This is a genomic window from Oleomonas cavernae, from assembly GCF_003590945.1.
GTDB classification, from domain to species: domain Bacteria; phylum Pseudomonadota; class Alphaproteobacteria; order Zavarziniales; family Zavarziniaceae; genus Zavarzinia; species Zavarzinia cavernae.
In genome coordinates this window covers 543,170-564,521 of sequence record NZ_QYUK01000011.1, presented here as the reverse complement: position 1 = coordinate 564,521, position 21,352 = coordinate 543,170, and the positions used below count along the sequence as shown (strand labels likewise).

Below are 21,352 nucleotides of genomic sequence, written 5' to 3'. Positions count from 1 at the left end.
GTGGGCCGGTGCAGCCCACCTCCCCCAACCCCCTCCCCCCAATGGGCGGAGGGGGCTTTTCAAGCCTAATCGGGAATGACAGCGGTGGCGTCGATTTCGACCAGCCATTCGGGCCGGGCCAGCGCCGAAACCACGATGCCGGTCGAAACCGGGAAGACGCCCTTCAGCCAGCGGCCCACGGTGCGGTAGACATCCTCGCGGTAGCGCGGATCGACGATGTAGATCGTGATCTTGCAGATATGGGCGAGCTCCGAACCCGCCTCCTCCAGCAGCATCTTGATATTGGCCATGGCCTGCTCGGTCTGGGCCGTCACGTCGCCGATGCCGACACTCCTGGACGTGTCCAGGTCCTGGCCGATCTGGCCGCGCACGAAGACCATGGTGCCGCGGGCGACCACCGTCTGGCACAGGTCGTTGTCCAGTTTCTGCTCAGGATAGGTGTCGCGGGTGTTGAACGGGCGGATACGCTTGTGAACCATGGCATTCCCTATTCGGCGGCCCTGAAATACTGGGTGATGGCCCCGTCGCCGGCGGGACGGCCGGTCTTGCCCATGACCTTGTCCGACAGGCCGGCCGACTTGCGCACCATGTCCAGGGGGCCGTCCCAGTCGAAATTGCGATAGACCGCAGCCAGGTGCGCGAAGGGCGGGGACTGGGCGAAGAGCTGGAAGGTCAGGCGGTGGCCGGCATAGTCGGAATTCAGCAGGTCGCGGGCAAAGGCCAGCAGCTTGCGCCGGTCGTCCGCCACCCAGTCCGCGTTGATCGTGTAGTATTTCTCCAGCCAGGGGCCGGATTGCGGATCGCGGAAGGCCGCCGCATCCGGCGTGATGCAGATCTGGCCGCCGCACAGTTCGCGGGCAATGTGCATCATCTCATGAAGCTGGGAGCAGGCCAGCACCCGGCCGGTGTAGAGCAGCGACTGGTTGGGCATCAGCAAGCCGCCCGGGCTGCGCTCGGCCAGGGCCACGGCCGCGGTCAGGTGGGCGTTGATGCCCTCGCGGTAGACGGCGAGCTGTGCCAGCTTCTCCTGCACCGCCTGCTGCTTGTCCAGCCCCGTCTGGCGAGCGTTGAACAGGGCGGCGCCGATCATCATGTCGGCCAGCTTCAGGTTGCGCTGGACATAGGCGAAGGCCGAATAGCGGTGCAGGGTGGCGCGGATAAAGGTCGCCGCCCTGGTATGGCGGTAGAACAGCACGTTCTCCCACGGGATCAGGACATTGTCGAAGATCACCAGGGTGTCGACCTCGTCGAAGCGGTTCGACAGGGGATAGTCCTCGGCCGGCGCCCGGCCGGCAAAGCCGGTGCGGCAGATGAACTTGAGGCCGGGACTGCCCAGGTCACAGATGAAGCCCACGGCATAGTCGGACAGGGCGGCATTGCCCCAGTTGGCGATGGTCGGCTTGGTGAAGGCCTGGTTGGCATAGGCTGCGGCGGTCTCGAACTTGGCCCCGCGCACCACGATGCCGGCGTCGGTCTCCTTCACGACATGCAGCAGCATGTCGGGATCTTGTTCCTGCGGCGGCTTGGAGCGGTCGCCCTTGGGATCGGTATTGGCCGAGACGTGGAACGGGTCGTGGTGCACGACCTGGTGGATGTGATTGCGGATGTTGACCGAGAACTGGGGATCGACCTCGTTCAGCAGGTCCTGGCCGTCGAACAGGGACCACATCTCGCCCACCGTCTCGTCGCCCACCCGGGTGACGACGCCGCCGATGGTCTCGAGCACCGTGTCGGTGGCACGGCGCTTGTCCCACCAGTCGCTCTGGACCAGGGGCAGCTTGTTGCCGATGGCGCTGATCTCGCCGTCCTGGCCATAGGTCATGATGCCGGCCGTGGCAGGATCATGCTGCATGTCGTAGATGCGGGCACGGATGTCCACCAGCGGCTTGAACATCGGGTGCGTGGTGACGTCTGCCACCCGCTCGCCGTTGATGTGAACCTCGCGGCCATCGCGCAGCGAGTCCCTGTATTGCTGTCCCGTCCGGATCATGCCGCCTATCCTCTCGCGCCGGTCGCCCGTGGCACGATGATGGGCCGGAACAGATTCCGAGAAAAATATTGCTTTCCGGGGCCCGGCTTCAGCTTTCCCGAGGCGCCGCCGCCCTTTGGGGGAAACGCGACTTGAAAATCCGGATATGCCTGGATATATATCTGGATATATTCAAGGATTGCCGACATGGTCGACACCCCGCAGAAGCGCGCGCTCAAAACCTATCGCGACCGGTTGCAGGATCGCGGCATGGCCCGGTTCGAGGTCATGGCATTGGAGACCGACCGGGCCTTGATCCGGTCGCTGGCAAAACGCCTGGCCGAGGGCGACGGGCAAGCGGCGCAGATTCGCGCCGTGGTCACCCAGACCCTGTCGAGTGAACCGCCGAAAAAGGGCGGCATCCTGGCAGCACTGCGCCGTTCGCCGCTGGTTGGCGCCGATCTCGAAATCGAACGCCCGGTCACCACCGGCCGCAAGGTCGACCTGTGACTCGCTATCTCCTCGATACCAACATCATCAGCAATGTCACCAAGCCCATCCCCTCGCCCGAGCTGATCGCCTGGATGGCCGATCAGGCGGACGAGACCTTGTTCATCTCATCCCCAACCATCGGTGAAATCTGGCGCGGCCTGCTGGAGCTGCCGGCAGGCCGCAAGCGCCGGCTGCTGGAACAATGGTTCTCAGGCCCGGAGGGACCGCCGGCCCTGTTTCAGGGCCGCATCCTCGCCTTCGACGAGGCGGCCGCCCTGGCCTGGGCCCGGCTGATGGCGGCCGGCACCGCACAGGGCCGCCCCCGCAGCGCCCTCGACATGATCATCGCCGCCATCGCCGAGGTGAACGATTGCACCGTCGTCACCGATAACGAGCGCGACTTCGAGGGGCTGGGGTTCATCAACCCGATGCGCTGACGCCCACCCTTCAGCTCGTCATCCCGGATGACGCTGTCAATGCCCATCGCCGATCCGCTTCCAATAGATCAGCGTGCCCGTCAACCCGCCATGGGGCTTCAGGGCGTAGTCCGGGATCTCGCCGGCGAGGGTATAGCCCAGCCCTTCGTAGAGAGCCGCCGCCCCGTCCTCGGTCGCCGTGTCGAGGACCAGGAGGGTGCGCCCGCGTGAGGCCGCCAAGACCTCGGCGGCGCGCATCAGGGCGGCGGCGATGCCGCGGCCGCGATGGCTGAGGCGGGTCATCAGCTTGGCGATTTCGGCGCGGTGGGGCTGGTTGGGCGGGCAGTCGAGCAGCAGGGTCACGGTGCCGACGATGACCTCGCCGTCCCAGGCGCCCAGCACCACCCGCTCGCCGCGGGCCGCCGCCGCCAGCGACTTGTCCCAGAAGGCGCGTGCCATCGCCGGGTCGAGCGGGTGCATGAAGCTGACCGAACCCCCATTGGCGACCACCTCCACCAGGATGTCGCTCAACATGCCGCAGACCGGCGGCGAGGCGCTGAGGGCTTTGATGTCGATTCCGGGCATGTTGTCCACTATATAAACTGAAAGTCTCTTATGTTGGACAATCCCCGCGAGACGGTCAATATCCGTTCAGCCCACCACTTTCCGCAGGGCGAAATTGGATTGCATGCGCGAGACGCCGGGCAGGCGCGAGAGCTGTTCCTTGTGGATGCGCTCGTAATCGCCGACATCGCGGGCCAGCACGCGCAGCGAATAATCGAACGGGCCAGAGAGCAGGTAGCCTTCGACCACGTTTTCGCAGCGCTGCACCGCCCGCTCGAAGGCGGAGAGGAATTCCTCGGTCTGGCTGTGCAGCGAGACGAAGACGACGACGGTGAGGCCCCGCGCCCGGGCCGCCTCGTTGATGGCGGCGCCATAGCCGGTGATGACGCCGACGTCTTCCAGCCGCTTGATCCGCCGCGAACAGGCCGAAGCCGACAGGCCGACGCGGCCGGCCAGTTCGGTGGCGGTCATGCGGCCGTCGCGCTTGAGGACATCCAGGATCGCGTGATCCATGCGATCCAACGCCACCTCTTGCATGATTCCACCGTTTTTTGAATTCCAACGCCTGAATCATGCGCCGCGAATGAATTCAGGCGCAAGCTTTGCACGCACTTGGCGCTCCAGCTTTGGTAAAATCGACAGGCTCGCCAAAGGAGGCTGGACATGCGCATCGGTGTCCCCAAGGAAATCAAGAACAACGAGTTCCGCGTCGGCCTGACCCCGGGCAGCGTGCAGGAATTCACCGCCCACGGTCATCAGGTCGTGGTCGAGAGCAAGGCCGGCATCGGCATCGGCGCGTCCGATGGCGACTACCAGGCCGCCGGGGCCGCCATCGCGGCCGAGCCGGCCGAAATCTTCGCCGGCGCCGACATGATCGTGAAGGTGAAGGAGCCGCAGGCGGGCGAACGGCGGATGCTGCGCCCTGGCCAGATCCTGTTCACCTACCTGCACCTGGCGCCCGATCCCGAGCAGACGCGCGACCTGGTCGCCAGCGGGGCGGTGTGCATCGCCTACGAGACGGTGACCGATGCCCAGGGCGGCCTGCCCCTGCTCGCCCCCATGTCGCAGGTGGCGGGCAAGCTGGCGGTGCAGGCCGGCGCATCCGCCCTGGAACGCGCCCACGGCGGCGCCGGCATCCTGATCGGTGGCGTGCCGGGCGTGCCGCCGGCCAATGTCGTGGTGATCGGTGGCGGCGTGGTGGGCGAAAACGCGATCGAGGTGGCGCTGGGCATGGGCGCCGATGTGACCGTGCTGGACCGGGCGCTGCCCGTGCTCGACCGGCTGGCCAAGCGCTTCGGCCCCTCGCTGACCACGCAATATTCGACGAGGGCCGCCTTCGACCAATTGCTGCCGGCGGCGGACCTTGTAATCGGTGCCGTGCTGGTGGCCGGCGCCGCGGCACCGCGGCTGGTGACCGCGGCCCATGTCAAGGCGATGAGGCCCGGATCGGTGCTGGTCGACGTGGCGATCGACCAGGGCGGGTGCTTCGAGACCTCCCACGCCACGACCCACGAGAACCCGACCTATGTCGTCGACGGCGTGGTGCACTATTGCGTCGCCAACATGCCCGGTGCGGTGCCGCGCACCTCGACCTTTGCCTTGAACAACGCCACCCTGCCTTTTGGCCTGGCGATCGCCGACAAGGGTTACAGGCAGGCGCTGCTGGAAAGCCCCCACCTGAAGGCGGGCCTGAACGTGCACCGCGGCCAGGTAACCTATGCCGCTGTCGCGCGCGACCTGGGTTATGCCTATGCCGCGCCGGAATTGGCCCTGGCCGGTTAAAAGGCTTGAGGGCGGACGCCCGGCAGGTCAAGCTCGGGTAGTGTCTCAGTTTGAAATCCAGCCCTGTTGACGCTGGCATCGCATCCGGCCGGCGCCTCCTATATGCTTAGCGGAAAGCATAGGACGGAACCAACATGCCTAAAGGCCCCAAAGGCGAGAAGCGCCCCGCCGACGTGATCGGCGCCGCCATCATGGTCGCCAAGATCGCCACTGGCGAGATCGAGGAAGCCCCGCCCAAGGATGACGGCAAAGACCCTGCCGCCAAGGCGCTAGGCGCCAAGGGCGGCAAGCGCCGTGCTGAGACCATGAGCCCAGAGCGGCGGACGGAGATCGCCAAGAAAGCAGCGGAAGGCCGTTGGAAGAATCGCTAAAGCCCCTTGTCGCCAAAATCCATTGGGATCGTGTCGCCATAGCGCGGGTGTATCTTGTCTAGGTTCCGCTTGAATTCCTCGTAGTTGCTGCTGAGCCGCATGATGGTCGTAACCGAGGCTAAGTGTTCACGCAACTTGGGGTGCCCCATCTCGGGCGTCAGCTTCCGATGCATATGATGCTTGCGCCGACCGGACGGCAACTTGGGCGTGGTGTTGCGCAGTTCGTCCTTTATGCCGGGCGCTAAACGTTCGTAAATAATGTCGTTGGTTAGATGTCCAAAGTATTGCGGACGCTTCACGGTCTCGCGGGGAAAATCAAGTCCGCGCAGTCGAAACAGTTCCTCATAGAACATGTCAGGGAATGTCGGAACCCATGGCTGCAATTCCTTGGCGATGAACTTTTCAAGTATCTTTGCGAGCGCGTCGGCGGCACGATCCCGCTGGTATCCCGTGGCCTCATCGACAAGAGCCACAATGCCGACAGTCGCGAGGCCGCGCATGAGAATATCTGCCTGCCGCGCAATGTGCTCCTGATTGTGAGTGAGTCCATCCGCATCCCGCGCCTTAAGGTAAACTTCGCAAACCTGAGGCAACATTTCTGCGCGATAACCGAATGCTTTTTGTCCTGAAGGCAAGCGGAATTCGATCTGGCTGGACGTCACATACAACTCATTGGGAATAAAGGGCTTTAGGTTCTTTGCCGTCAGGAAGGCAGGCAGGTTGACGTCAGCATCATAAAAGCCACGGCCCTTGGCCTGACGCGAACGTCCCAAGGCCCGCATCATGTCGCTTTGGGTGAGAACGCGAATACCATTTTCCAGGACCGCGCATGAAAGCCGAGCGTCTCCGATTTCGATTTCGCCGGTGTAGATCGCAGCCGGAAGGTCTTTGTTCCACCGGTTCACTGCTGCCCGTTTCGCAATGTCGCTTCGTTCTGCCGGAGTGAGCGCCTTTGCGCGCGCGATACCTCCGGCGACCTTGGTTTTGTCCCTAGCGTTTGTCACGGCCGCAACTCCTTGCTTGCAGTTTTATTCTGCAAGCATATGCTTGCACGATTATTTTGCAAGCATGAGAATTCGATATGGCATATTTGCTTGACGCTAAGCATAAAAGTTCATATCTTATGGGCATGAACAAGCTGCCCCTCGCCAAGCGCGTCCAAATCCTCTCGCTTCTCTGCGAGGGCAGCAGCATGCGGACCATCAGCCGCGTGGTGGATGTCTCGATCAACACCGTGACCAAGATGCTGGTCGACGCTGGCGAGACCTGCGCCGAACTGCATGACGAGATGGTCCGCGAGGTTCGCGCCTCTCGCGTCCAGTGTGATGAAATCTGGTCTTTCTGCTACGCCAAGCAGCGGGTTGCTAAGACGACCGGCAACGCGGATGCGGGCGACGTTTGGACGTGGACGGCCCTCGACGCCGAAACCAAGCTGATCGTCAGCTACTACGTCGGGGATCGCTCATCAGAGTCGGCAATCGTCCTGATGGATGATCTGCGGTCGCGGCTTGCCAACCGTGTCCAGTTAACGACGGATGGCCACAAGGCTTACCTCGAAGCGGTCGAGGGAGCCTTTGGCGACGATGTGGACTATGCGATGTTGGTAAAGATCTATGGCGACATTCCCGAGGCTCACAAGGGCCGCTACAGCCCCGCTGAGTGCGTCGGTGCCCGCAAGCAGCGGATCACGGGCAACCCCGACAAGGCGGCGGTTTCGACCAGCTACGTCGAGCGGCAGAACCTCACCATGCGGATGAGCATGCGCCGCTTCACCAGGCTGACGAATGCGTTCTCTAAGAAGCTCGACAACCACATGCATGCGCTGTCGCTGTACTTCGCGTTCTACAATTTCATCCGCATCCACAAGAGCCTGCGCGTATCGCCCGCGATGGCAGCTAAGATCACTGATAAGCTGTGGTCTTGGGAGGACATCATCGCCCGGATGGATGCGCGCGAAACCCCGAAGCCTCGCGGGCCTTACAAAAAGCGCGGCGCAGATAATTCAAACTGAGACACTACCCAAGCTCGCCGCCATGCGCCCGCTTCTCGTGCTTGCCCTGCTGCTGATCCTTGCCCCGGCGGCCTCCGCCGGTGCCTTTCCCGACAAGGGCAACCCGCGGCAGGCCCAGGTGCGCCACCTGGCCACAAACGATGGCGACCGCACCTATCTGGTGCAGCCCGTCGCCGCGGCAGGGCACCACCCCATCGTCATCCTGCTGCACGGCGGCACCCAGACCGCCCAGCAGATCTGGCGCCAGACCAGCCTGCCGACCCTGGGACAGCAGGAGGGGTTCATCGTCGTCGCCCCGCAAGGGGTGAATGACCACTGGAACGACGGCCGGGGCGCCACCATCGCCGGCGACAAGGCCTCGACGGCCGACGACATCGGCTTCATCAAAGCCATCATCTACGATGTGACGGCGCGCGATGGCGGCGATGCGACCGCAGTCTTCATTGCCGGCCCGTCCAACGGCGGCTTCATGGCGATGTATTTCGCCTGTCAGGCCGGCAGCCTGCTACGGGCCGGGGCCAACCTGATCGCCAACCTGCCGGCCGATCAGCTTGCCGCGTGCAAGCCGGCCAAACCCCTGCCCTGGCTCTCGCTCAACGGCACCGACGATCCGCTGGTCCCCTTCAATGGCCAGCCGTCCGGCGTGAAGAAGCGTGGGCAGGTGCAGCCGGCGCTGGCCTCGGCCGACCAGACCTTCGCCTTCTGGGCCGACCGTGCCGGCTGCGCCGCCCCGATCAGCAGCGAGAAGCTGCCCGACCTCGACCCGCGCGACGGCTCCTGGGTCGAACGGCGCCTGCGTGCCGGCTGTGCCGGTGGAACCACCTCGGTCCAGTACGTGGTTCACGGCGGCGGCCATATCACGCCCGGCCTGACCGTCGGGCCGGTGATCGCCCGCATGCTGGGCGGGGCCAACCAGGACATCGATACCGGCACCGTGCTGTGGGCCCATTTCAAGGCGACGCTGCGGTAGCGTGGTGCTGCTCCAACAATGATTTGAGAGACGGCGAAGGTTGGCGGCGCGATCCTGCCCTAGGCTTGCCCGGGTTCAATGCAAGAGGTTCGAGATGATCGAAGGTGTGGTGCCGGCGCGGCAAGGGGTGGCGGTCAGGGTCGGCAAGGGGCAGTCGCTGAAACTGATCAACACCCATGGTTCCCAGGTGGTCGATTTCTGGGCCTTCAGCGCCGACGACCCGCGCGAGTTCCTGTCGATGGAGCACCTTCACACCAGGCTGCTGCGGCTGATCCCCAGGCCGGGCGATCCCCTGGTGACCAACAAGCGCCGCCCGATCCTGACCTTCGTGGAGGACACCACGCCCGGCATCCACGACACGGTGATCGCCGCCTGCGACCTGCAACGCTACATGGAACTGGGCTGCACCACCTATCACGAGAACTGCACGGACAATTTGGGGATCGCCATGCGCCGCCTGGGGCTGGCGGCGCCCGAATGCCCGGCGCCGTTCAATGTCTTCATGAACGTGCCGGTCTCAGGGCCGGACCTGAACGTGGCCTTCGTCGCCCCCACCTCGCGACCGGGCGACCATGTGGTGTTCCGGGCGGAAATGGACTGCATCGCCGTCATGTCCGCCTGCCCGATGGACATCACCCCGGTGAACGGCGACGGCCTCGCCCCCACCGAGGTGCATTACGCGGTGTTCTGACGAGGCACCGATCTCTCTCTAAAATAGCATTCATGTTGCAATAATATTTTAAGGTTGCATCACCGGAGAGTCGGGTTCAGGCTCCCCTCGTTCCTCACAGCGGGATCGGGAGGGAGCCCTGACGACAGTCGTTGATCTTGGCGAACTGACCACGGCATCGGTGACGATCGATGTCTCAAGCGATCGCGTGTTCCAGGCGACGCTGGGGGCAACCGTCGGCGCCTATGCCATCAGCCTCGATGCCGGAACCCAGCCTGCCGACACCTTCATCGTCGTGGTGCTGCGCCTGATCCAGGGCACGGCCGGCGGCCGGGCACTGTTGCCGGCCAGCGGGATCACCTGGGCCAACGGCTATGTCCCCGGCATCAACCCGGCCCCCGGGGCCGTGGCCGATATCGAATACACCTCCTATGACAGCGGCGTCAGTTGGACCGCGGTCGTCATCGACATCATCACCGCCTGGCCGCCCGGCGTGGTCACCAGCGTCGGCCTGAGCGCGCCGCCCGAATTCGCAACCGGCGCCCCGGTCACCGGCGTGGGTACTTTGTCGCTGACCGCGCTGGCCCAGGCGGCCGGCAAGGTGTGGGCCGGCCCCACCACCGGCGCGGCCGCCGCCCCCGGTTTCCGCGCCCTGGTCGCCGCCGATCTGGCCGCGGCGCTGGCCGCCCCGCCCGCCATCGGCACGACCACCCCGGCAGCGGCCGCGTTCACCACCGCCGCCCATGGCATCGGCAACGCCAACGCCCCCAGCGTCGGCGTCGGCTATACCAACGTCGGCCTGTTCGCGCCGGCGGCCAGCGCCCTGGGCTTTGCCGCCGGCGGCCAGGTCGGCTATGTCGATGCGGCCAAGCGCTGGCTGCTGGCGACGACGTCCGTGGCAGCGCAGACGCCCATCCCCAACACGGCACCGCGCCTGCAGATCCTGGGCAGCGATGCCGGCACGTCGATCTTCCTCGCCCGCTATGCCAGCAGCCCGATCCAGAACCCGGCGATCATCCAGGGCAAGTCGTCGGGTGCCGTCGGCGTCCACGGCGCGGTAACTGCCGGCGACACGCTGGGCCGCAACATCGTGGTCGGCAGCGACGGCACCGATTGGCAGAATGCCGCGGAACTGCGCTTCACGGTGGAGGGCACGGTCGCCGCCGGGATCGTCCCCGGCCGGATCAATTTCTATGTCACCGACAGCGGCGGCACGCAGCGCCTGCGCCTGGCGGTCGACAGTGCCGGCAACCTCAAGATGGGCGGCGAGAATATCGTCGTCGACGCCAACCGGGCGCTCTACTTGCCCTCGTTCACGGTCGCCGGGCTGCCCACGGCCGCGGCCGTGGGGGCCATGGCCTATGTCACCGATCTTGGCGGCGGCGTCGGCGGCCCGGTCTGCTGGGACGGGGCGTTCTGGCGCCGGCTGAAGGAAACCGGCAGCCAGACGATCACGGCCAATGCCAACCAGACCCTGACCGTGCTCTCGCAGCAGCCGGTGATCATCACCGGCGGCACCTGGACCGCCAACCGGACCTATACGCTGTCGACCACCAGGGCCTATAACGGCGCCCGCTTCCGCATCGTCCACATGGTCGCCGGCTTCACCGTGACCATCGGCAGCAAGACCCTGTCGCAGAACCAGTTCGCCGAATTCGAGTACGACGGCACCACCTGGAACCCGATCGGCGCGGGCAGCCTGTGATGCTGAAACTCGGCACGCCCCTGGCCAACACCCTGGCAACCGCGCTGGGCGCCGTCTTCGACGACGGCTGGCTTGACCTGTTCGCCGGCACCGCGCCCGGCAATCCCGACGACCCGATCACCGCCACGCCCCTGGTCTCCATCCATCTGCCGGCGGCCGCCTTCGCGCCGGCGGCGGGGGGCACCATCGCGCTCTCGGGCACCTGGTTTGCCACCGTGGCCCTGATCGGCACCGCGGCCTGGTTCCGCCTGCGCGATCCCACGGGGCAGCAGATCCTGATCGGCTCGGTCACCGGCATGGCCGGGGCCGGCCCGCTGAAGCTGTTGAGCCTGGGCCTGATCAGCGGCGGCGTGGTGCTGGTCACCGGCTTCTCCCTGACCCTGCCCACCGGGAGCTGAGCCTTGACTGCGCTTGCCACCGCCTTCGGCGCCGCCAACCTGGGCGCGCTGGCGGCCGCGGGCCAGTCGGCGGCCATGTCCTTCAACGTGCTGGGCGGAAACCTGCTGGCGGTCGCCATCGGCTGGACCACGGCCGACGCGCCGCCGCCGCAGGTCAGCTATGGCGGCGCGCCGCTCTCGGCCCTGCGCAGCCTGGATCTCGGCGACCAGGATTTCGGCATGGCGACGGTCATGTTCCTGAATGCGCCGGCGGGTGGCGCGCAGACGCTGACCGTCACGGCGACGGCCCATCACGGTTACATCCGGGTCGCCGCGGTGGCCCTGTTCGGGGTCTCGGGCGCACTGGGCGCGCGCGCCGTCAGCCCGATCATCCACGGCGCGACCGCCGCCTCGGTTTCCCTGCCCGGCACCAGGCTGACCTCAGCCCTCGCGGCCTTCGCCCTGTCGTCATGGGATGCCACGGTGACCATGGCGCCGTCCAGCGGCTGGACCCTGCGGGCGAGCGCGGACGACACCGGCGGCACCGCCTCCGTGTTCTCCTATGGCGGGTTGCTGGGCTCGACCGTCGGCCTCACGGTGACCCCGTCGGCCGGGACGCATTACAGCGTCATCGCGCTGGAAGCCGAAAGCGGCCTGACACTGCTGCCGGGCGTGACCGGAACGGCGGCGATTACCCTGCCAGGGGTCACCCTGGCGGCGACCGCCAGCTTCGAGAGCGTGCCGACGCCGTCGGGCCAGAAGCTCCACCTCTATTGGGAAAGCTGGATGGATGTCCCGCCCGTGCCCTATCCCCTGCCCGATGATTTCCGCCTCTCCCGCATCCCGGCCTATGTCGAGCAGGTGGTCTTGAGCTTCGGCGTGCCGCTGTGCACCTACCAGGGCCTTGGCGACGACATCAAGCACACGGTCGGCCTGAACTGGCGCTATTCCGCCCAGTTGCTGAAGGACACGCTCGACCTGCTGCGCAGCCGCAATCCCGGCATCAAGATCATGCTGGGCATCAACCAGACCACGCCCGACGCCAACGACATCCCCGCCTTGTCGGCCTGGGCCAGTTTCACCGGCGCGGTCACGCTGGGCAGCGCCGTGGTCGAAAACGTCTCGTCGATGACCAATGTCTTTGCCGGCCTTGCGATCACGGGCCCCCACATTCCCGACGGCACCACCATCCTAGCCTTGGACCCGCCGGGCAGCCCGCCCAATTCGCTGCTGTTGTCCCAGGCGGCGACCGCCACCAGCGCCAGCGTGGCCCTCAGCGCCGGCGTCATCTATTCCGCCGGCTATCGCGGCTACCGGCCGCAGGCCTATTTCCCCTTGGGCTTCGGCGGCATGACCGCCGCCCATGTCGCCTGCATGCGCCAGTTCTGCGACGACATGGGCGTTGCCGGCGTGGTGATCGACTATGAGAACCTGCCCCCCGATCTCGATCCCGCGCACCATTGCTGGGACAATCCCGATGGCACGCGAAGCTGCTACACCGACACCGAGATGATCAGCGTCGTCAACCTGGTAAGGGCCGGGTTGCCCTCGCCCTATCTGGTGTTCCTCGATGCCTTGCATGTCGGCGCCTATGGCCAGGTGCCCTATCGGACCGCCGCCCCCTTCGGCTGGAATTCGGGCTACAACCTCGCCCTGTCACGCGACGCCGGGGCGACCGCGGCCCTCGACGGCATCCACATCATGAGTTACGACGCCGGGGTGGACTACGACCCCACGGTGGCCCTGGCCGCCTATCAGTATTTCTTCCCGGCCACGCCCTTGTACCTGGGGCTGCGGGTCGGGCCGCCCGAAACCGGCCCGGTCAAGCGCACCATGGCCGACTTCACCACCTATCTGAACCAGGTGGTGACGACCGGGGCCGCCGGCGTCTTCATCTATTCCATGCAATGGCCGGACATCGAGCCGACCGGCGATATCGGCCCCGACTACCCCAATGCGACCTGGGCAGCCTGGCTGGCGGCCAGCCGCCTGGACCTGCCCGAAAGCGCCCTGGCCCTGGTCAGCCCCGCCCGCAAAGGCCCCATGCCCCGGGCCACCTGGACCGCCCCCTAACGCCGCACATGGCAGATCCCACACCGGGTCCATGGCTTTTCCGGCCAGGATCGTATATTGAAGCGGCACAAATGCTCGCCGCCGCGCCCTGTTGGACCGATCCTGTGATCGAAGGCTGCAGCGCCTCCTCACAAAAGTCGATCCGGACCTCAATGCCCTTTCCTATTCTCAATGCCCATTTGGCGCAGGCCCTGGCCGAGCGCGACTATGCCGAACCGACCCCGGTTCAACTCGCCGTCCTGGAACCCGCCGCCGAGGGCAAGGACCTGCTGGTCTCGGCCCAGACCGGTTCGGGCAAGACCGTCGCCTATGGCCTGGCCATCGCCGAAACCCTGCTGGCCGGCGCCGAACGGCTGCCGCCGCGCTCGCCGCCGCTGGCCCTGATCGTCGCCCCCACCCGCGAACTGGCCATGCAGGTCCATGCCGAGCTGACCTGGCTCTATGCCAAGGTCGGCGCCCGGGTGGTTTCCTGCGTCGGCGGCATGGATGTGCGGCGCGAGCAGCGCGCCCTGTCCGATGGCGCCCATATCATCGTCGGCACGCCCGGCCGCCTGCGCGACCATCTGGAGCGTGGCCGCATCGACACCTCGGAAATGCGCGCCGTCGTCCTCGACGAAGCCGACGAGATGCTGGATCTGGGCTTCCGCGAGGACCTGGAGTTCATCCTCGACACCACCCCGCCGGAACGCCGCACCCTGCTGTTCTCGGCCACCATTCCGCGCGAAATCGCCGCCCTGGCCAAGAGCTACCAGCGCGATGCCTTCCGCATCGAGGCGACCAACAAGGGCGAGGCCCACGGCGATATCGAATATCGCGCCGTGCGTTGCGCGCCCAACGACATCGAACATGCCGTGGTCAACGTGTTGCGCTATTTCGAGGCGCGCGCGGCCATGGTGTTCTGCGCCACCCGCGACGCGGTGCGCCACCTCCACGCCAGCCTGGTCGAGCGCGGCTTTGCCGCCGTCGCCCTGTCGGGCGAATTGAGCCAGAACGAGCGCAGCCATGCCCTGCAGGCCGTGCGTGACGGCCGTGCCCGCGTCTGCGTGGCCACCGACGTGGCCGCCCGCGGCATCGACGTGCCCGATCTTGCCCTGGTCATCCATGCCGAGCTGCCCAACAACCGCGACACCCTGCTTCACCGCAGCGGCCGGACCGGCCGCGCGGGCCGCAAGGGCACCTGCGTGCTGATCGTCCCCCACACCCGCCGCCGCAAGGCCGAGCAATTGCTGATGGGCAGCCGCCTGGACGTGGTCTGGTCGGGCGCCCCGACGGTCGAGGAAATCCAGGCCCTGGACCAGGAACGCCTGCTGGCTGATCCGATCCTGGCCGAGGAGGCGACCGAGGAGGATCTGGTCCTGGGCCGCGCCCTGCTGGAAAAGCAGTCGGCCGAGCAGATCGCCGCCGCCCTGATCCGCCTGCAGCGCAGCCGCATGCCGGCGCCCGAGGAACTGGACGCCGCCCCGAGCAGCGCCCCCACCCCCTTGGCACCCCGCCGTGGCGGTGGTGACGGCGTGTGGTTCCGCATGAACGTGGGCCGCAACAACAACGCCGATCCGCGCTGGCTGCTGCCGATCATCTGCCGCATGGGCCAGGTGACCAAGCCCGACGTCGGCTCGATCCGGATTCTGGACCGTGAAACCCGCTTCGAGATCGCGCCCAGCGCCGCCGCCCGTTTCGCCGCCGCCCTGCTCGAATCGCGCGATCCCAAGATCCGCATCGAGCCCGCCGGTGCCGAAGGCGCCCCGCCGCCGCGCGAGCGCAAGCCCTACCGGCCCAAGGAAGGCTACGACCCGGCCAAGCAGAGCTATCCGCCGCGCGAAGCCGGTGCCGCCCCGGCCCCGAAGAAGAAATTCAAGAAGGCCAAGGCCGGGTAGAGAGCACTTCCGTCGGCTGGGAGGGCGTCATCCCCGCGCAGGCACGGCTGCCCGGTTAAGAAAAACGAGCATGGGAGGCCACTTCCTTCGGATGGTTTTTCTTCCATCCTCACCACCCTAACTCGTCATGGCCGGGCGAAGTCCCGGCCATCCACGTCGCTAAGCTGCCTATGCCGTCAACAGATGTGGCTCGGCCCGACGTGGATGACCGGGACAAACCCGGTCATGACAATTGAGAGTGGTGCGCATATGCCTTGAAACAGCTCGATTTCCTTAACCGGATAGCCGTGCGAAGCAGGCGGGGATGACGGATCGATGTGTCGGCTTTTCGGAAAACTGATTCGGCGCGGCTGTGTCTTCAGCCTGCCGATGATCGTTTTCCCTGATCGCCCGATCGCAATTTAGTTTCTGCGATAACCTTGAATTATTCTAATGAGCATGTCATTTCCTTCAGGCAATCAGGCGGTTAGGGGCAGCGCGTAACGGGCTCTCCGGCCGGAACGCGATGGTTCGTCTGCGTTGCTTTAACTCGAGAAGGAAGTCGACATGTCGCTTATCAATACGCAAGTGAAGCCGTTCAAGGCCCAGGCCTATCACAACGGCAAGTTCGTCGAAGTGACCGAGGCTGCCCTGAAGGGAAAATGGTCGGTCTTCGTGTTCTACCCGGCCGATTTCACCTTCGTCTGCCCGACCGAGCTGGGCGACCTGGCCGACAACTACGCCGAATTCCAGAAGCTGGGCGTCGAGATCTATTCGGTTTCGACCGACACCCACTTCACCCACAAGGCCTGGCACGACACCTCGGACACGATCGGCAAGATCACCTACCCGATGCTGGCCGACCCGACGCTGGCGCTCTCGCGCGCCTTCGAAGTCCTGATCGAGGAAGAAGGCCTCGCCTACCGCGGCACCTTCGTCATCGATCCCGAGGGCAAGATCAAGATCGTCGAGGTCAATGACAACGGCATCGGCCGCGACGCCAAGGAACTGCTGCGCAAGGTGAAGGCCGCCCAGTATGTCGCCGCCCACCCGGGCGAAGTCTGCCCCGCCAAGTGGACCCCCGGCGAGGCCACGCTGCGGCCCTCGCTCTCCCTCGTCGGCAAGATCTGATCCACCGACTTGTGTCTCAAGGTGCCCGGGGTTCGCCCCGGGTGCCGCCCTGTAGCCGTGCGTAGCACAGAAAGCTTAAGGTGTTGTCATGTTGGACGCCGATCTCAAGGCCCAGTTGAAGGGCTATATGGAACGTGCCACGTCGCCGATCGAGATCGTGGCCGCCCTCGACGACACACAGACCTCCAAGCAGATCAAATCCCTGCTGGAAGACATTCTCGATGTATCGCCTTTGGTCTCGCTGCGCGAAGACAACGCGGCCTCCTCACGCCAGCCGTCGTTCTCGCTGAACCGCCCTGACGGGTCGGTCGGGATCCGCTTTGCCGGCCTGCCCATGGGCCATGAATTCACCTCGCTGGTCCTGGCCCTGCTCCAGGTCGGCGGCTATCCGCCCAAGGTGGATGCCGACACGACCTTGCAGATCAAGGCGCTGAACGGCGACTACAGCTTCCGCACCTATATCTCGCTGACCTGTCAGAACTGCCCCGAGGTGGTGCAGGCGCTGAACCTGATGGCGGTGTTGAACCCACGCATCCGCCACGAGATGGTCGACGGCGCCCTGTTCCAGGACGAGGTCGAACAGCTCAAGATCATGGCCGTGCCCACCGTCTACCTGAACGGCGAGGTCTTCGGCCAGGGCCGCATGGAAGTGGGCGATATCCTGGCCAAGCTGGACACGGGCGCCGGGACGCGCGCCGCCGCCCGGATCGACGCCAAGGCGCCGTTCGACGTGCTGATCGTCGGCGGCGGGCCGGCCGGCGCCTCGGCCGCGATCTATGCCGCGCGCAAGGGCATCCGCACCGGCGTCGTCTCGGAACGCTTCGGCGGCCAGGTGCTGGACACCATGGGCATCGAAAACTTCATCTCGGTCAAGGAGACCGAGGGCCCGCGCCTGGTCGCCGGGCTCGAGGAACATGTGAAGTCCTACGACGTCGACATCATGAATCTGCAGCGGGCCAAGTCGCTGACCCGCGGCGACCTGGTGGAGATCGAACTGGAGAGCGGCGCCAGGCTGCGCACCAAGACCGTGATCCTGGCGACCGGTGCGCGCTGGCGCGAGATGGGCGTGCCCGGCGAGGCCGAGTACCGGACCAAGGGCGTGGCCTATTGCCCGCATTGCGACGGCCCCCTGTTCAAGGGCAAGCGGGTGGCGGTGATCGGCGGCGGCAATTCGGGCGTCGAGGCGGCGATCGACCTGGCCGGCATCGTCTCCCACGTCACCTTGTTCGAGTTCCTGGACGTGCTGCGCGCCGATGCGGTGCTGGTCGCCAAGCTGAAAAGCCTGCCCAACGTCACCATCGTCATGGAGGCGCAGACGACGCAGGTGCTGGGCGACGGCAGCAAGGTCACCGGCCTCGCCTACAAGGACCGCAGGAGCGGCGAGAGCCACACCGTCGACCTGGAAGGCATCTTCGTGCAGATCGGCCTGGTGCCCAACACGGAATGGCTGAAGGGCGGCCCGGTGGCATTGACCCCGCGGGGCGAGATCGTGGTCGATGCCAAGGGCCAGACCTCCGTCCCCGGTGTCTTCGCCGCGGGCGACGTGACGACGGTACCCTACAAGCAGATCGTCATCGCCATGGGCGAAGGCTCCAAGGCGGCACTTTCCGCCTTCGACCACCTGATCCGCCTGCCGGTGTTCGAGGCCCAGGCGGCGGAATAGGTAAGTAACTGACGGCGGCTCCCCCAACAAGCTACCCCTAGTCGTCATGGCCGGGCGAAGTCCCACGGCTGTCCACGTCGGCAAGCTGCCCAATCCTTCAACGGACTTGACTCGTCCCGACGTGGATGACCGGGACAAGCCCGGTCATGACGAGGGTAGGGTTTTGAATCGACCTCTTACGCGAAGATGAAATCGCTGCTGTCGATCGTCGCGGCGGCGACACCGAGCAGGGCGACGATCGAATTCGAGCCCAGGTCGATAAGGGTATTGCCGTTGCCGTCGTTGGCAATCGAGAGAATATCGCCGATATCGTTGAAGCCGAAGGCACTGACATCGATCACGTCTTCGCCATTGGTGAAATCGGCGATCGCATCGGCACCGCTGCCGCCTTCCGAGCGCGGCGCAAAGACGAAGGTATCGTTGCCGGCGCCGCCGATCGCATAGTCGCCGATCTCGCCGCCGATGATGATGTCGTCACCGCCCCTGCCGTCGATCGTGTCGCTGCCCAGGCCCCCGGTGAGGATATTGGCGGCGCCATTGCCGTTCAGCGAATTGACGCCGTCGTTGCCGGTGCCGTTGATGGCATCGGCGCCCGCCAGCGAGAGGTTTTCGAAATTGGCGCCCAGGGTGAAGGTAATGCTGCTGAGCACATGGTCGTCGCCTTCGCCGGCAAGCTCCGTAACGACATCGCCCACGCTGTCGACAACATAGACGTCGTTGTTGGTGCCGCCGGTCATCTTGTCGGCGCCGGCCTGGCCGTCGAGGTAATCGCTGCCATCGCCGCCGGTGAGCGTATCGTTGCCGTCGCCGGCGAAGATCGTGTTCTGGCCGCTGTTGCCGGTGATCACATTGGCGAGGTTGTTGCCCGACCCGTTGAGGTCGGCATTGCCCGTGAAGGTCATGTTCTCGACGCCGGCGTTCAGGTTGTAGCCGACGCTGGTCAGCACGATGTCGGTGCCACTGCCGCCGGTCTCGTCGGCCACGTCGGCGTTGGTCTCGACGATGTAGGTGTCGTTGCCTGCACCACCCAGCATGGTGTCGGACCCGGCCCCGCCGTCCAGCGTGTCGTTACCGCCCAGCCCGCTCAACGTGTTGTTGCCGCCATTGCCGGTGATCAGGTTGGCAACGCTGTTACCCGTGCCGGCGCTGTTGCCCGCCCCCAGCAGGGTCAGGTTCTCGAGCCCGCTGCCCAGGGTAAAGGCGCCCAGCGTCGACTGCACCGTATCGGCCGTGCCGCTGCCGCCCGTCTCGTCCACCGCGTCGCCGGCATGGTCGACCAGATAGGTATCGTTGCCGGTTCCACCCTGCATGGTATCGGCGCCGGTGCCACCGTCCAGCGTGTCGGTACCAGCACCGCCGATCAGCGTGTCGTTGCCGCCCAGGCCGTAGAGCAGGTTGGCCCCCGCCCCGCCGGTCAAGCTGTTGGCCAGGGTATTGCCCGTGCCATTCACCGCCTGGCTGGTGGTGATCACCAGGTTCTCGAAACCGCCGGCCAAAGTGAAAGTGACCGAACTGCGTACCGTGTCGGTGCCATCGCCGCCCGCCTCGCTGATCGAGTCGGCGGTCGAATCGATGAAATAGGTGTCGTCGCCGGTACCGCCGCGCATATCGTCATCGCCGGTGCCGCCGTCCAGGCTGTCGTTGCCGGCCCCACCTAGCAGCGTGTCGTTGCCGCTGTCCCCCGACAGCGTGTCGCCGTCGTCGCCGCCATCCAGGGTATCGTCGCCGCCACCGCCCGACAGGGTGTCGATCCCGGCGAGGCCGTAGAGCCGATTGGCAACCGTGTTGCCCAGCATGTCGTTGGCAAGCGCGTTGCCGGTACCGGTCAGGGTACCGCTGCCGACCATGCGCAGGTTTTCAATCCCGGCCGAGAGCGCGAAGGTGGCCGAGGTTTCGACCACATCGAGGCCGTCGCCACCGGTCTCGTCGGCCACGTCGCCCAGATTGTCGACCTTGTACAGGTCGCTGCCCGCGCCGCCGGTCATGGTATCGGCGCCGCGGCCGCCGGTGAGGATGTCGTTCCCCCCAGGCCGGCCAGCGTGTCGTTGCCATTGAAGCCGAAGATGTCATCAGCCGACGCCGTTCCGTTGAGCGTGTCGGCCCCATTGGTGCCATTGATTGTCGCCATGTCGTCCCCCGTGCATCCCCGGTGCACGGCGGGACGATACGCCCATTTCCGCTAGGCGTATGTGGCCGCCGTCACCGATCCGACGGCATCGACGGGATTGCAAAAGAAAAACGGCCGCCCTTTCGGGGCGGCCGTTTAACCGGGAGGCCGGAAAGGCTCAGTTGCGGGCCTTGTCGACCAGCTTGTTCTTGGCGATCCAGGGCATCATGCCGCGCAGGGTGGCGCCGACCTCCTCGATCGGGTGCTTGGCCTGGTTGGCGCGCGTGGCCTTGAAGGACGGGGTGCCGGCCTGGTTTTCCAGCATCCAGTCGCGCACGAAGCGGCCCGACTGGATATCGTCGAGGACGCGCTTCATTTCCTTCTTGGTCTCGTCGGTCACGATGCGCGGGCCGACGGTGTAGTCGCCGTATTCCGCGGTGTTCGAGATCGAGTAGCGCATGTTGGCGATGCCGCCCTCGTAGATCAGGTCGACGATCAGCTTCACTTCGTGCAGGCACTCGAAATAGGCCATCTCGGGCGCGTAACCCGCCTCGACCAGGGTCTCGAAGCCGGCCTTGATCAGCGCGGTCAGGCCGCCGCACAGGACGGTCTGCTCGCCGAACAGGTCGGTCTCGCACTCTTCCTTGAAGCTGGTCTCGATGATGCCGGAACGCCCGCCGCCGATGGCCGAGGCATAGGACAGGGCGATTTCCAGGGCGTTACCCGAGGCGTTCTGGTGCACCGCCACCAGGCAGGGCACGCCGCCGCCCTTCTGGAACTCCGAGCGCACGGTGTGGCCGGGGCCCTTGGGGCGATCATGAAGACGTCGAGGTCGGGGCGCGCCTCGATCAGCTTGAAATGGATGTTCAGGCCATGGGCGAAGACGAGCGCCGCGCCCTGCTTCATGTTGGCTTCCAGGTCGTCCTTGTAGAGCTTGGCCTGCAGTTCGTCGGGGGTCAGGATCATGACCACGTCGGCCCAGGCGGCAGCTTCCGCCGGGGTCATGACCTTCAGGCCCTCGCCCTGCGCCTTCTTGGCGGTGGCGGAACCAGCCCGCAGGGCGACGGCCACGTCCTTCACGCCGCTGTCGCGCAGGTTCAGGGCATGGGCATGGCCCTGGCTGCCGTAGCCGACGATGACGACCTTCTTGCCCTTGATCAGGTTCACGTCGGCATCGCGATCGTAATAGACGCGCATG

General features: G+C 65.8%; 20 protein-coding genes and 1 pseudogene. 13 read left to right on the top strand and 8 right to left on the bottom strand.

Annotated elements, in window-relative coordinates:
* Positions 1-65: 65 nt before the first annotated feature.
* Positions 66-479: a RidA family protein gene (locus tag D3874_RS06155; RefSeq protein WP_119777300.1), complete on the bottom strand. Its 414-nt coding sequence runs from the start codon at positions 477-479 to the stop codon at positions 66-68.
* Between the two features lie 8 nt (positions 480-487).
* Positions 488-1,990, bottom strand: coding sequence for a 4-hydroxyphenylacetate 3-hydroxylase family protein (locus D3874_RS06150; RefSeq protein ID WP_119777299.1), 1,503 nt, complete (start codon positions 1,988-1,990; stop codon positions 488-490).
* A 186-nt stretch (positions 1,991-2,176) separates the two neighbouring features.
* Between D3874_RS06150 and D3874_RS06145 the strand changes: the two genes are divergently transcribed.
* Positions 2,177-2,479 carry a hypothetical protein gene (locus D3874_RS06145; protein ID WP_119777298.1) on the top strand — a complete coding sequence of 101 codons (303 nt, stop codon included), beginning with the start codon at positions 2,177-2,179 and terminating at the stop codon, positions 2,477-2,479.
* Positions 2,476-2,898: a PIN domain-containing protein gene (locus tag D3874_RS06140; RefSeq protein WP_119777297.1), complete on the top strand. Its 423-nt coding sequence runs from the start codon at positions 2,476-2,478 to the stop codon at positions 2,896-2,898. The genes D3874_RS06145 and D3874_RS06140 overlap by 4 nt, the downstream gene beginning before the upstream one ends.
* 36 nt (positions 2,899-2,934) lie before the next feature.
* Here D3874_RS06140 and D3874_RS06135 read toward each other — a convergent pair whose 3' ends face one another.
* Together D3874_RS06135 and D3874_RS06130 are read right to left on the bottom strand one after the other, a co-directional pair.
* On the bottom strand, positions 2,935-3,462 hold the full coding sequence (locus tag D3874_RS06135; protein WP_119782170.1) for a GNAT family N-acetyltransferase: 528 nt from the start codon (positions 3,460-3,462) through the stop codon (positions 2,935-2,937).
* Positions 3,463-3,528: 66 nt separating this feature from the next.
* The gene (locus D3874_RS06130) at positions 3,529-3,954 is read right to left on the bottom strand and encodes an Lrp/AsnC family transcriptional regulator (RefSeq protein WP_233559857.1); all 426 of its coding nucleotides are present in this window, start codon (positions 3,952-3,954) and stop codon (positions 3,529-3,531) included.
* A 150-nt stretch (positions 3,955-4,104) separates the two neighbouring features.
* Between D3874_RS06130 and ald the strand changes: the two genes are divergently transcribed.
* Complete coding sequence (gene ald, locus D3874_RS06125) at positions 4,105-5,223, top strand: alanine dehydrogenase (protein WP_119777296.1); 1,119 nt, start codon at positions 4,105-4,107, stop codon at positions 5,221-5,223.
* A gap of 134 nt (positions 5,224-5,357) precedes the next feature.
* Positions 5,358-5,594: an RNA-binding protein gene (locus D3874_RS06120; RefSeq protein WP_119777295.1), complete on the top strand. Its 237-nt coding sequence runs from the start codon at positions 5,358-5,360 to the stop codon at positions 5,592-5,594.
* Here the strand turns inward: D3874_RS06120 and D3874_RS06115 are convergent.
* The gene (locus D3874_RS06115; protein ID WP_199698961.1) at positions 5,591-6,598 is read right to left on the bottom strand and encodes a P63C domain-containing protein; all 1,008 of its coding nucleotides are present in this window, start codon (positions 6,596-6,598) and stop codon (positions 5,591-5,593) included. The two genes, D3874_RS06120 and D3874_RS06115, sit on opposite strands and share 4 nt — an antisense overlap.
* Before the next feature lie 125 nt (positions 6,599-6,723).
* On the opposite strand from D3874_RS06115, the gene D3874_RS06110 reads away from it, so the two are divergent.
* The 9 genes from D3874_RS06110 (at position 6,724) to ahpF (ending at position 18,047) form a co-directional block, all read left to right on the top strand.
* Entirely contained in the window at positions 6,724-7,605 is an 882-nt protein-coding gene (locus tag D3874_RS06110) for an IS1 family transposase (RefSeq protein WP_199698960.1), read from the top strand.
* Between the two features lie 22 nt (positions 7,606-7,627).
* Positions 7,628-8,575, top strand: a complete 948-nt coding sequence (locus D3874_RS06105; RefSeq protein WP_158595865.1) for an alpha/beta hydrolase family esterase — start codon at positions 7,628-7,630, stop codon at positions 8,573-8,575.
* 94 nt (positions 8,576-8,669) lie between these two features.
* A complete protein-coding gene (locus D3874_RS06100; RefSeq protein ID WP_119777292.1) occupies positions 8,670-9,266 on the top strand; it encodes a DUF1989 domain-containing protein in 597 nt (198 codons plus the stop codon).
* Between the two features lie 160 nt (positions 9,267-9,426).
* Positions 9,427-10,950: a hypothetical protein gene (locus D3874_RS06095; RefSeq protein WP_119777291.1), complete on the top strand. Its 1,524-nt coding sequence runs from the start codon at positions 9,427-9,429 to the stop codon at positions 10,948-10,950.
* Positions 10,950-11,348 carry a hypothetical protein gene (locus D3874_RS06090; RefSeq protein WP_119777290.1) on the top strand — a complete coding sequence of 133 codons (399 nt, stop codon included), beginning with the start codon at positions 10,950-10,952 and terminating at the stop codon, positions 11,346-11,348. The genes D3874_RS06095 and D3874_RS06090 overlap by 1 nt, the downstream gene beginning before the upstream one ends.
* A 3-nt stretch (positions 11,349-11,351) precedes the next feature.
* On the top strand, positions 11,352-13,400 hold the full coding sequence (locus D3874_RS06085) for a hypothetical protein (protein WP_119777289.1): 2,049 nt from the start codon (positions 11,352-11,354) through the stop codon (positions 13,398-13,400).
* Positions 13,401-13,552: 152 nt separating this feature from the next.
* The gene (locus D3874_RS06080) at positions 13,553-15,274 is read left to right on the top strand and encodes a DEAD/DEAH box helicase (RefSeq protein ID WP_119782164.1); all 1,722 of its coding nucleotides are present in this window, start codon (positions 13,553-13,555) and stop codon (positions 15,272-15,274) included.
* 546 nt (positions 15,275-15,820) lie between these two features.
* On the top strand, positions 15,821-16,384 hold the full coding sequence (ahpC, locus tag D3874_RS06075) for an alkyl hydroperoxide reductase subunit C (RefSeq protein WP_119777288.1): 564 nt from the start codon (positions 15,821-15,823) through the stop codon (positions 16,382-16,384).
* An 88-nt stretch (positions 16,385-16,472) separates the two neighbouring features.
* Positions 16,473-18,047: an alkyl hydroperoxide reductase subunit F gene (gene ahpF / locus D3874_RS06070; RefSeq protein WP_119777287.1), complete on the top strand. Its 1,575-nt coding sequence runs from the start codon at positions 16,473-16,475 to the stop codon at positions 18,045-18,047.
* Positions 18,048-18,223: 176 nt separating this feature from the next.
* Here the strand turns inward: ahpF and D3874_RS06065 are convergent, their stop codons facing one another.
* The 3 genes and pseudogenes from D3874_RS06065 to ilvC all read right to left on the bottom strand — a co-directional run bounded on the left by D3874_RS06065 (position 18,224) and on the right by ilvC (position 21,351).
* Positions 18,224-20,062 carry a beta strand repeat-containing protein gene (locus D3874_RS06065; RefSeq protein WP_408899982.1) on the bottom strand — a complete coding sequence of 613 codons (1,839 nt, stop codon included), beginning with the start codon at positions 20,060-20,062 and terminating at the stop codon, positions 18,224-18,226.
* A complete protein-coding gene (locus tag D3874_RS28425; RefSeq protein WP_158595864.1) occupies positions 20,029-20,175 on the bottom strand; it encodes a hypothetical protein in 147 nt (48 codons plus the stop codon). Before D3874_RS28425 ends, D3874_RS06065 begins: the two co-directional genes overlap by 34 nt.
* A 157-nt stretch (positions 20,176-20,332) precedes the next feature.
* A pseudogene (ilvC, locus tag D3874_RS06060) lies at positions 20,333-21,351 on the bottom strand (ketol-acid reductoisomerase).
* Position 21,352: the final 1 nt, after the last annotated feature.

Coding starts and splice junctions, on each gene's coding strand:
- D3874_RS06080 (WP_119782164.1), top strand. CDS start 13,553: ATGCCCTTTCCTATTCTCAATGCCCATTTGGCGCAGGCCCTGGCCGAG.
- D3874_RS06145 (WP_119777298.1), top strand. CDS start 2,177: ATGGTCGACACCCCGCAGAAGCGCGCGCTCAAAACCTATCGCGACCGG.
- D3874_RS06110 (WP_199698960.1), top strand. CDS start 6,724: ATGAACAAGCTGCCCCTCGCCAAGCGCGTCCAAATCCTCTCGCTTCTC.
- D3874_RS06155 (WP_119777300.1), bottom strand. CDS start 479: ATGGTTCACAAGCGTATCCGCCCGTTCAACACCCGCGACACCTATCCT.
- D3874_RS06100 (WP_119777292.1), top strand. CDS start 8,670: ATGATCGAAGGTGTGGTGCCGGCGCGGCAAGGGGTGGCGGTCAGGGTC.
- D3874_RS06150 (WP_119777299.1), bottom strand. CDS start 1,990: ATGATCCGGACGGGACAGCAATACAGGGACTCGCTGCGCGATGGCCGC.
- ald (WP_119777296.1), top strand. CDS start 4,105: ATGCGCATCGGTGTCCCCAAGGAAATCAAGAACAACGAGTTCCGCGTC.
- ahpC (WP_119777288.1), top strand. CDS start 15,821: ATGTCGCTTATCAATACGCAAGTGAAGCCGTTCAAGGCCCAGGCCTAT.
- D3874_RS06105 (WP_158595865.1), top strand. CDS start 7,628: ATGCGCCCGCTTCTCGTGCTTGCCCTGCTGCTGATCCTTGCCCCGGCG.
- D3874_RS06135 (WP_119782170.1), bottom strand. CDS start 3,462: ATGCCCGGAATCGACATCAAAGCCCTCAGCGCCTCGCCGCCGGTCTGC.
- D3874_RS28425 (WP_158595864.1), bottom strand. CDS start 20,175: ATGGCGACAATCAATGGCACCAATGGGGCCGACACGCTCAACGGAACG.
- D3874_RS06120 (WP_119777295.1), top strand. CDS start 5,358: ATGCCTAAAGGCCCCAAAGGCGAGAAGCGCCCCGCCGACGTGATCGGC.
- ahpF (WP_119777287.1), top strand. CDS start 16,473: ATGTTGGACGCCGATCTCAAGGCCCAGTTGAAGGGCTATATGGAACGT.
- D3874_RS06130 (WP_233559857.1), bottom strand. CDS start 3,954: ATGGATCACGCGATCCTGGATGTCCTCAAGCGCGACGGCCGCATGACC.
- D3874_RS06090 (WP_119777290.1), top strand. CDS start 10,950: ATGCTGAAACTCGGCACGCCCCTGGCCAACACCCTGGCAACCGCGCTG.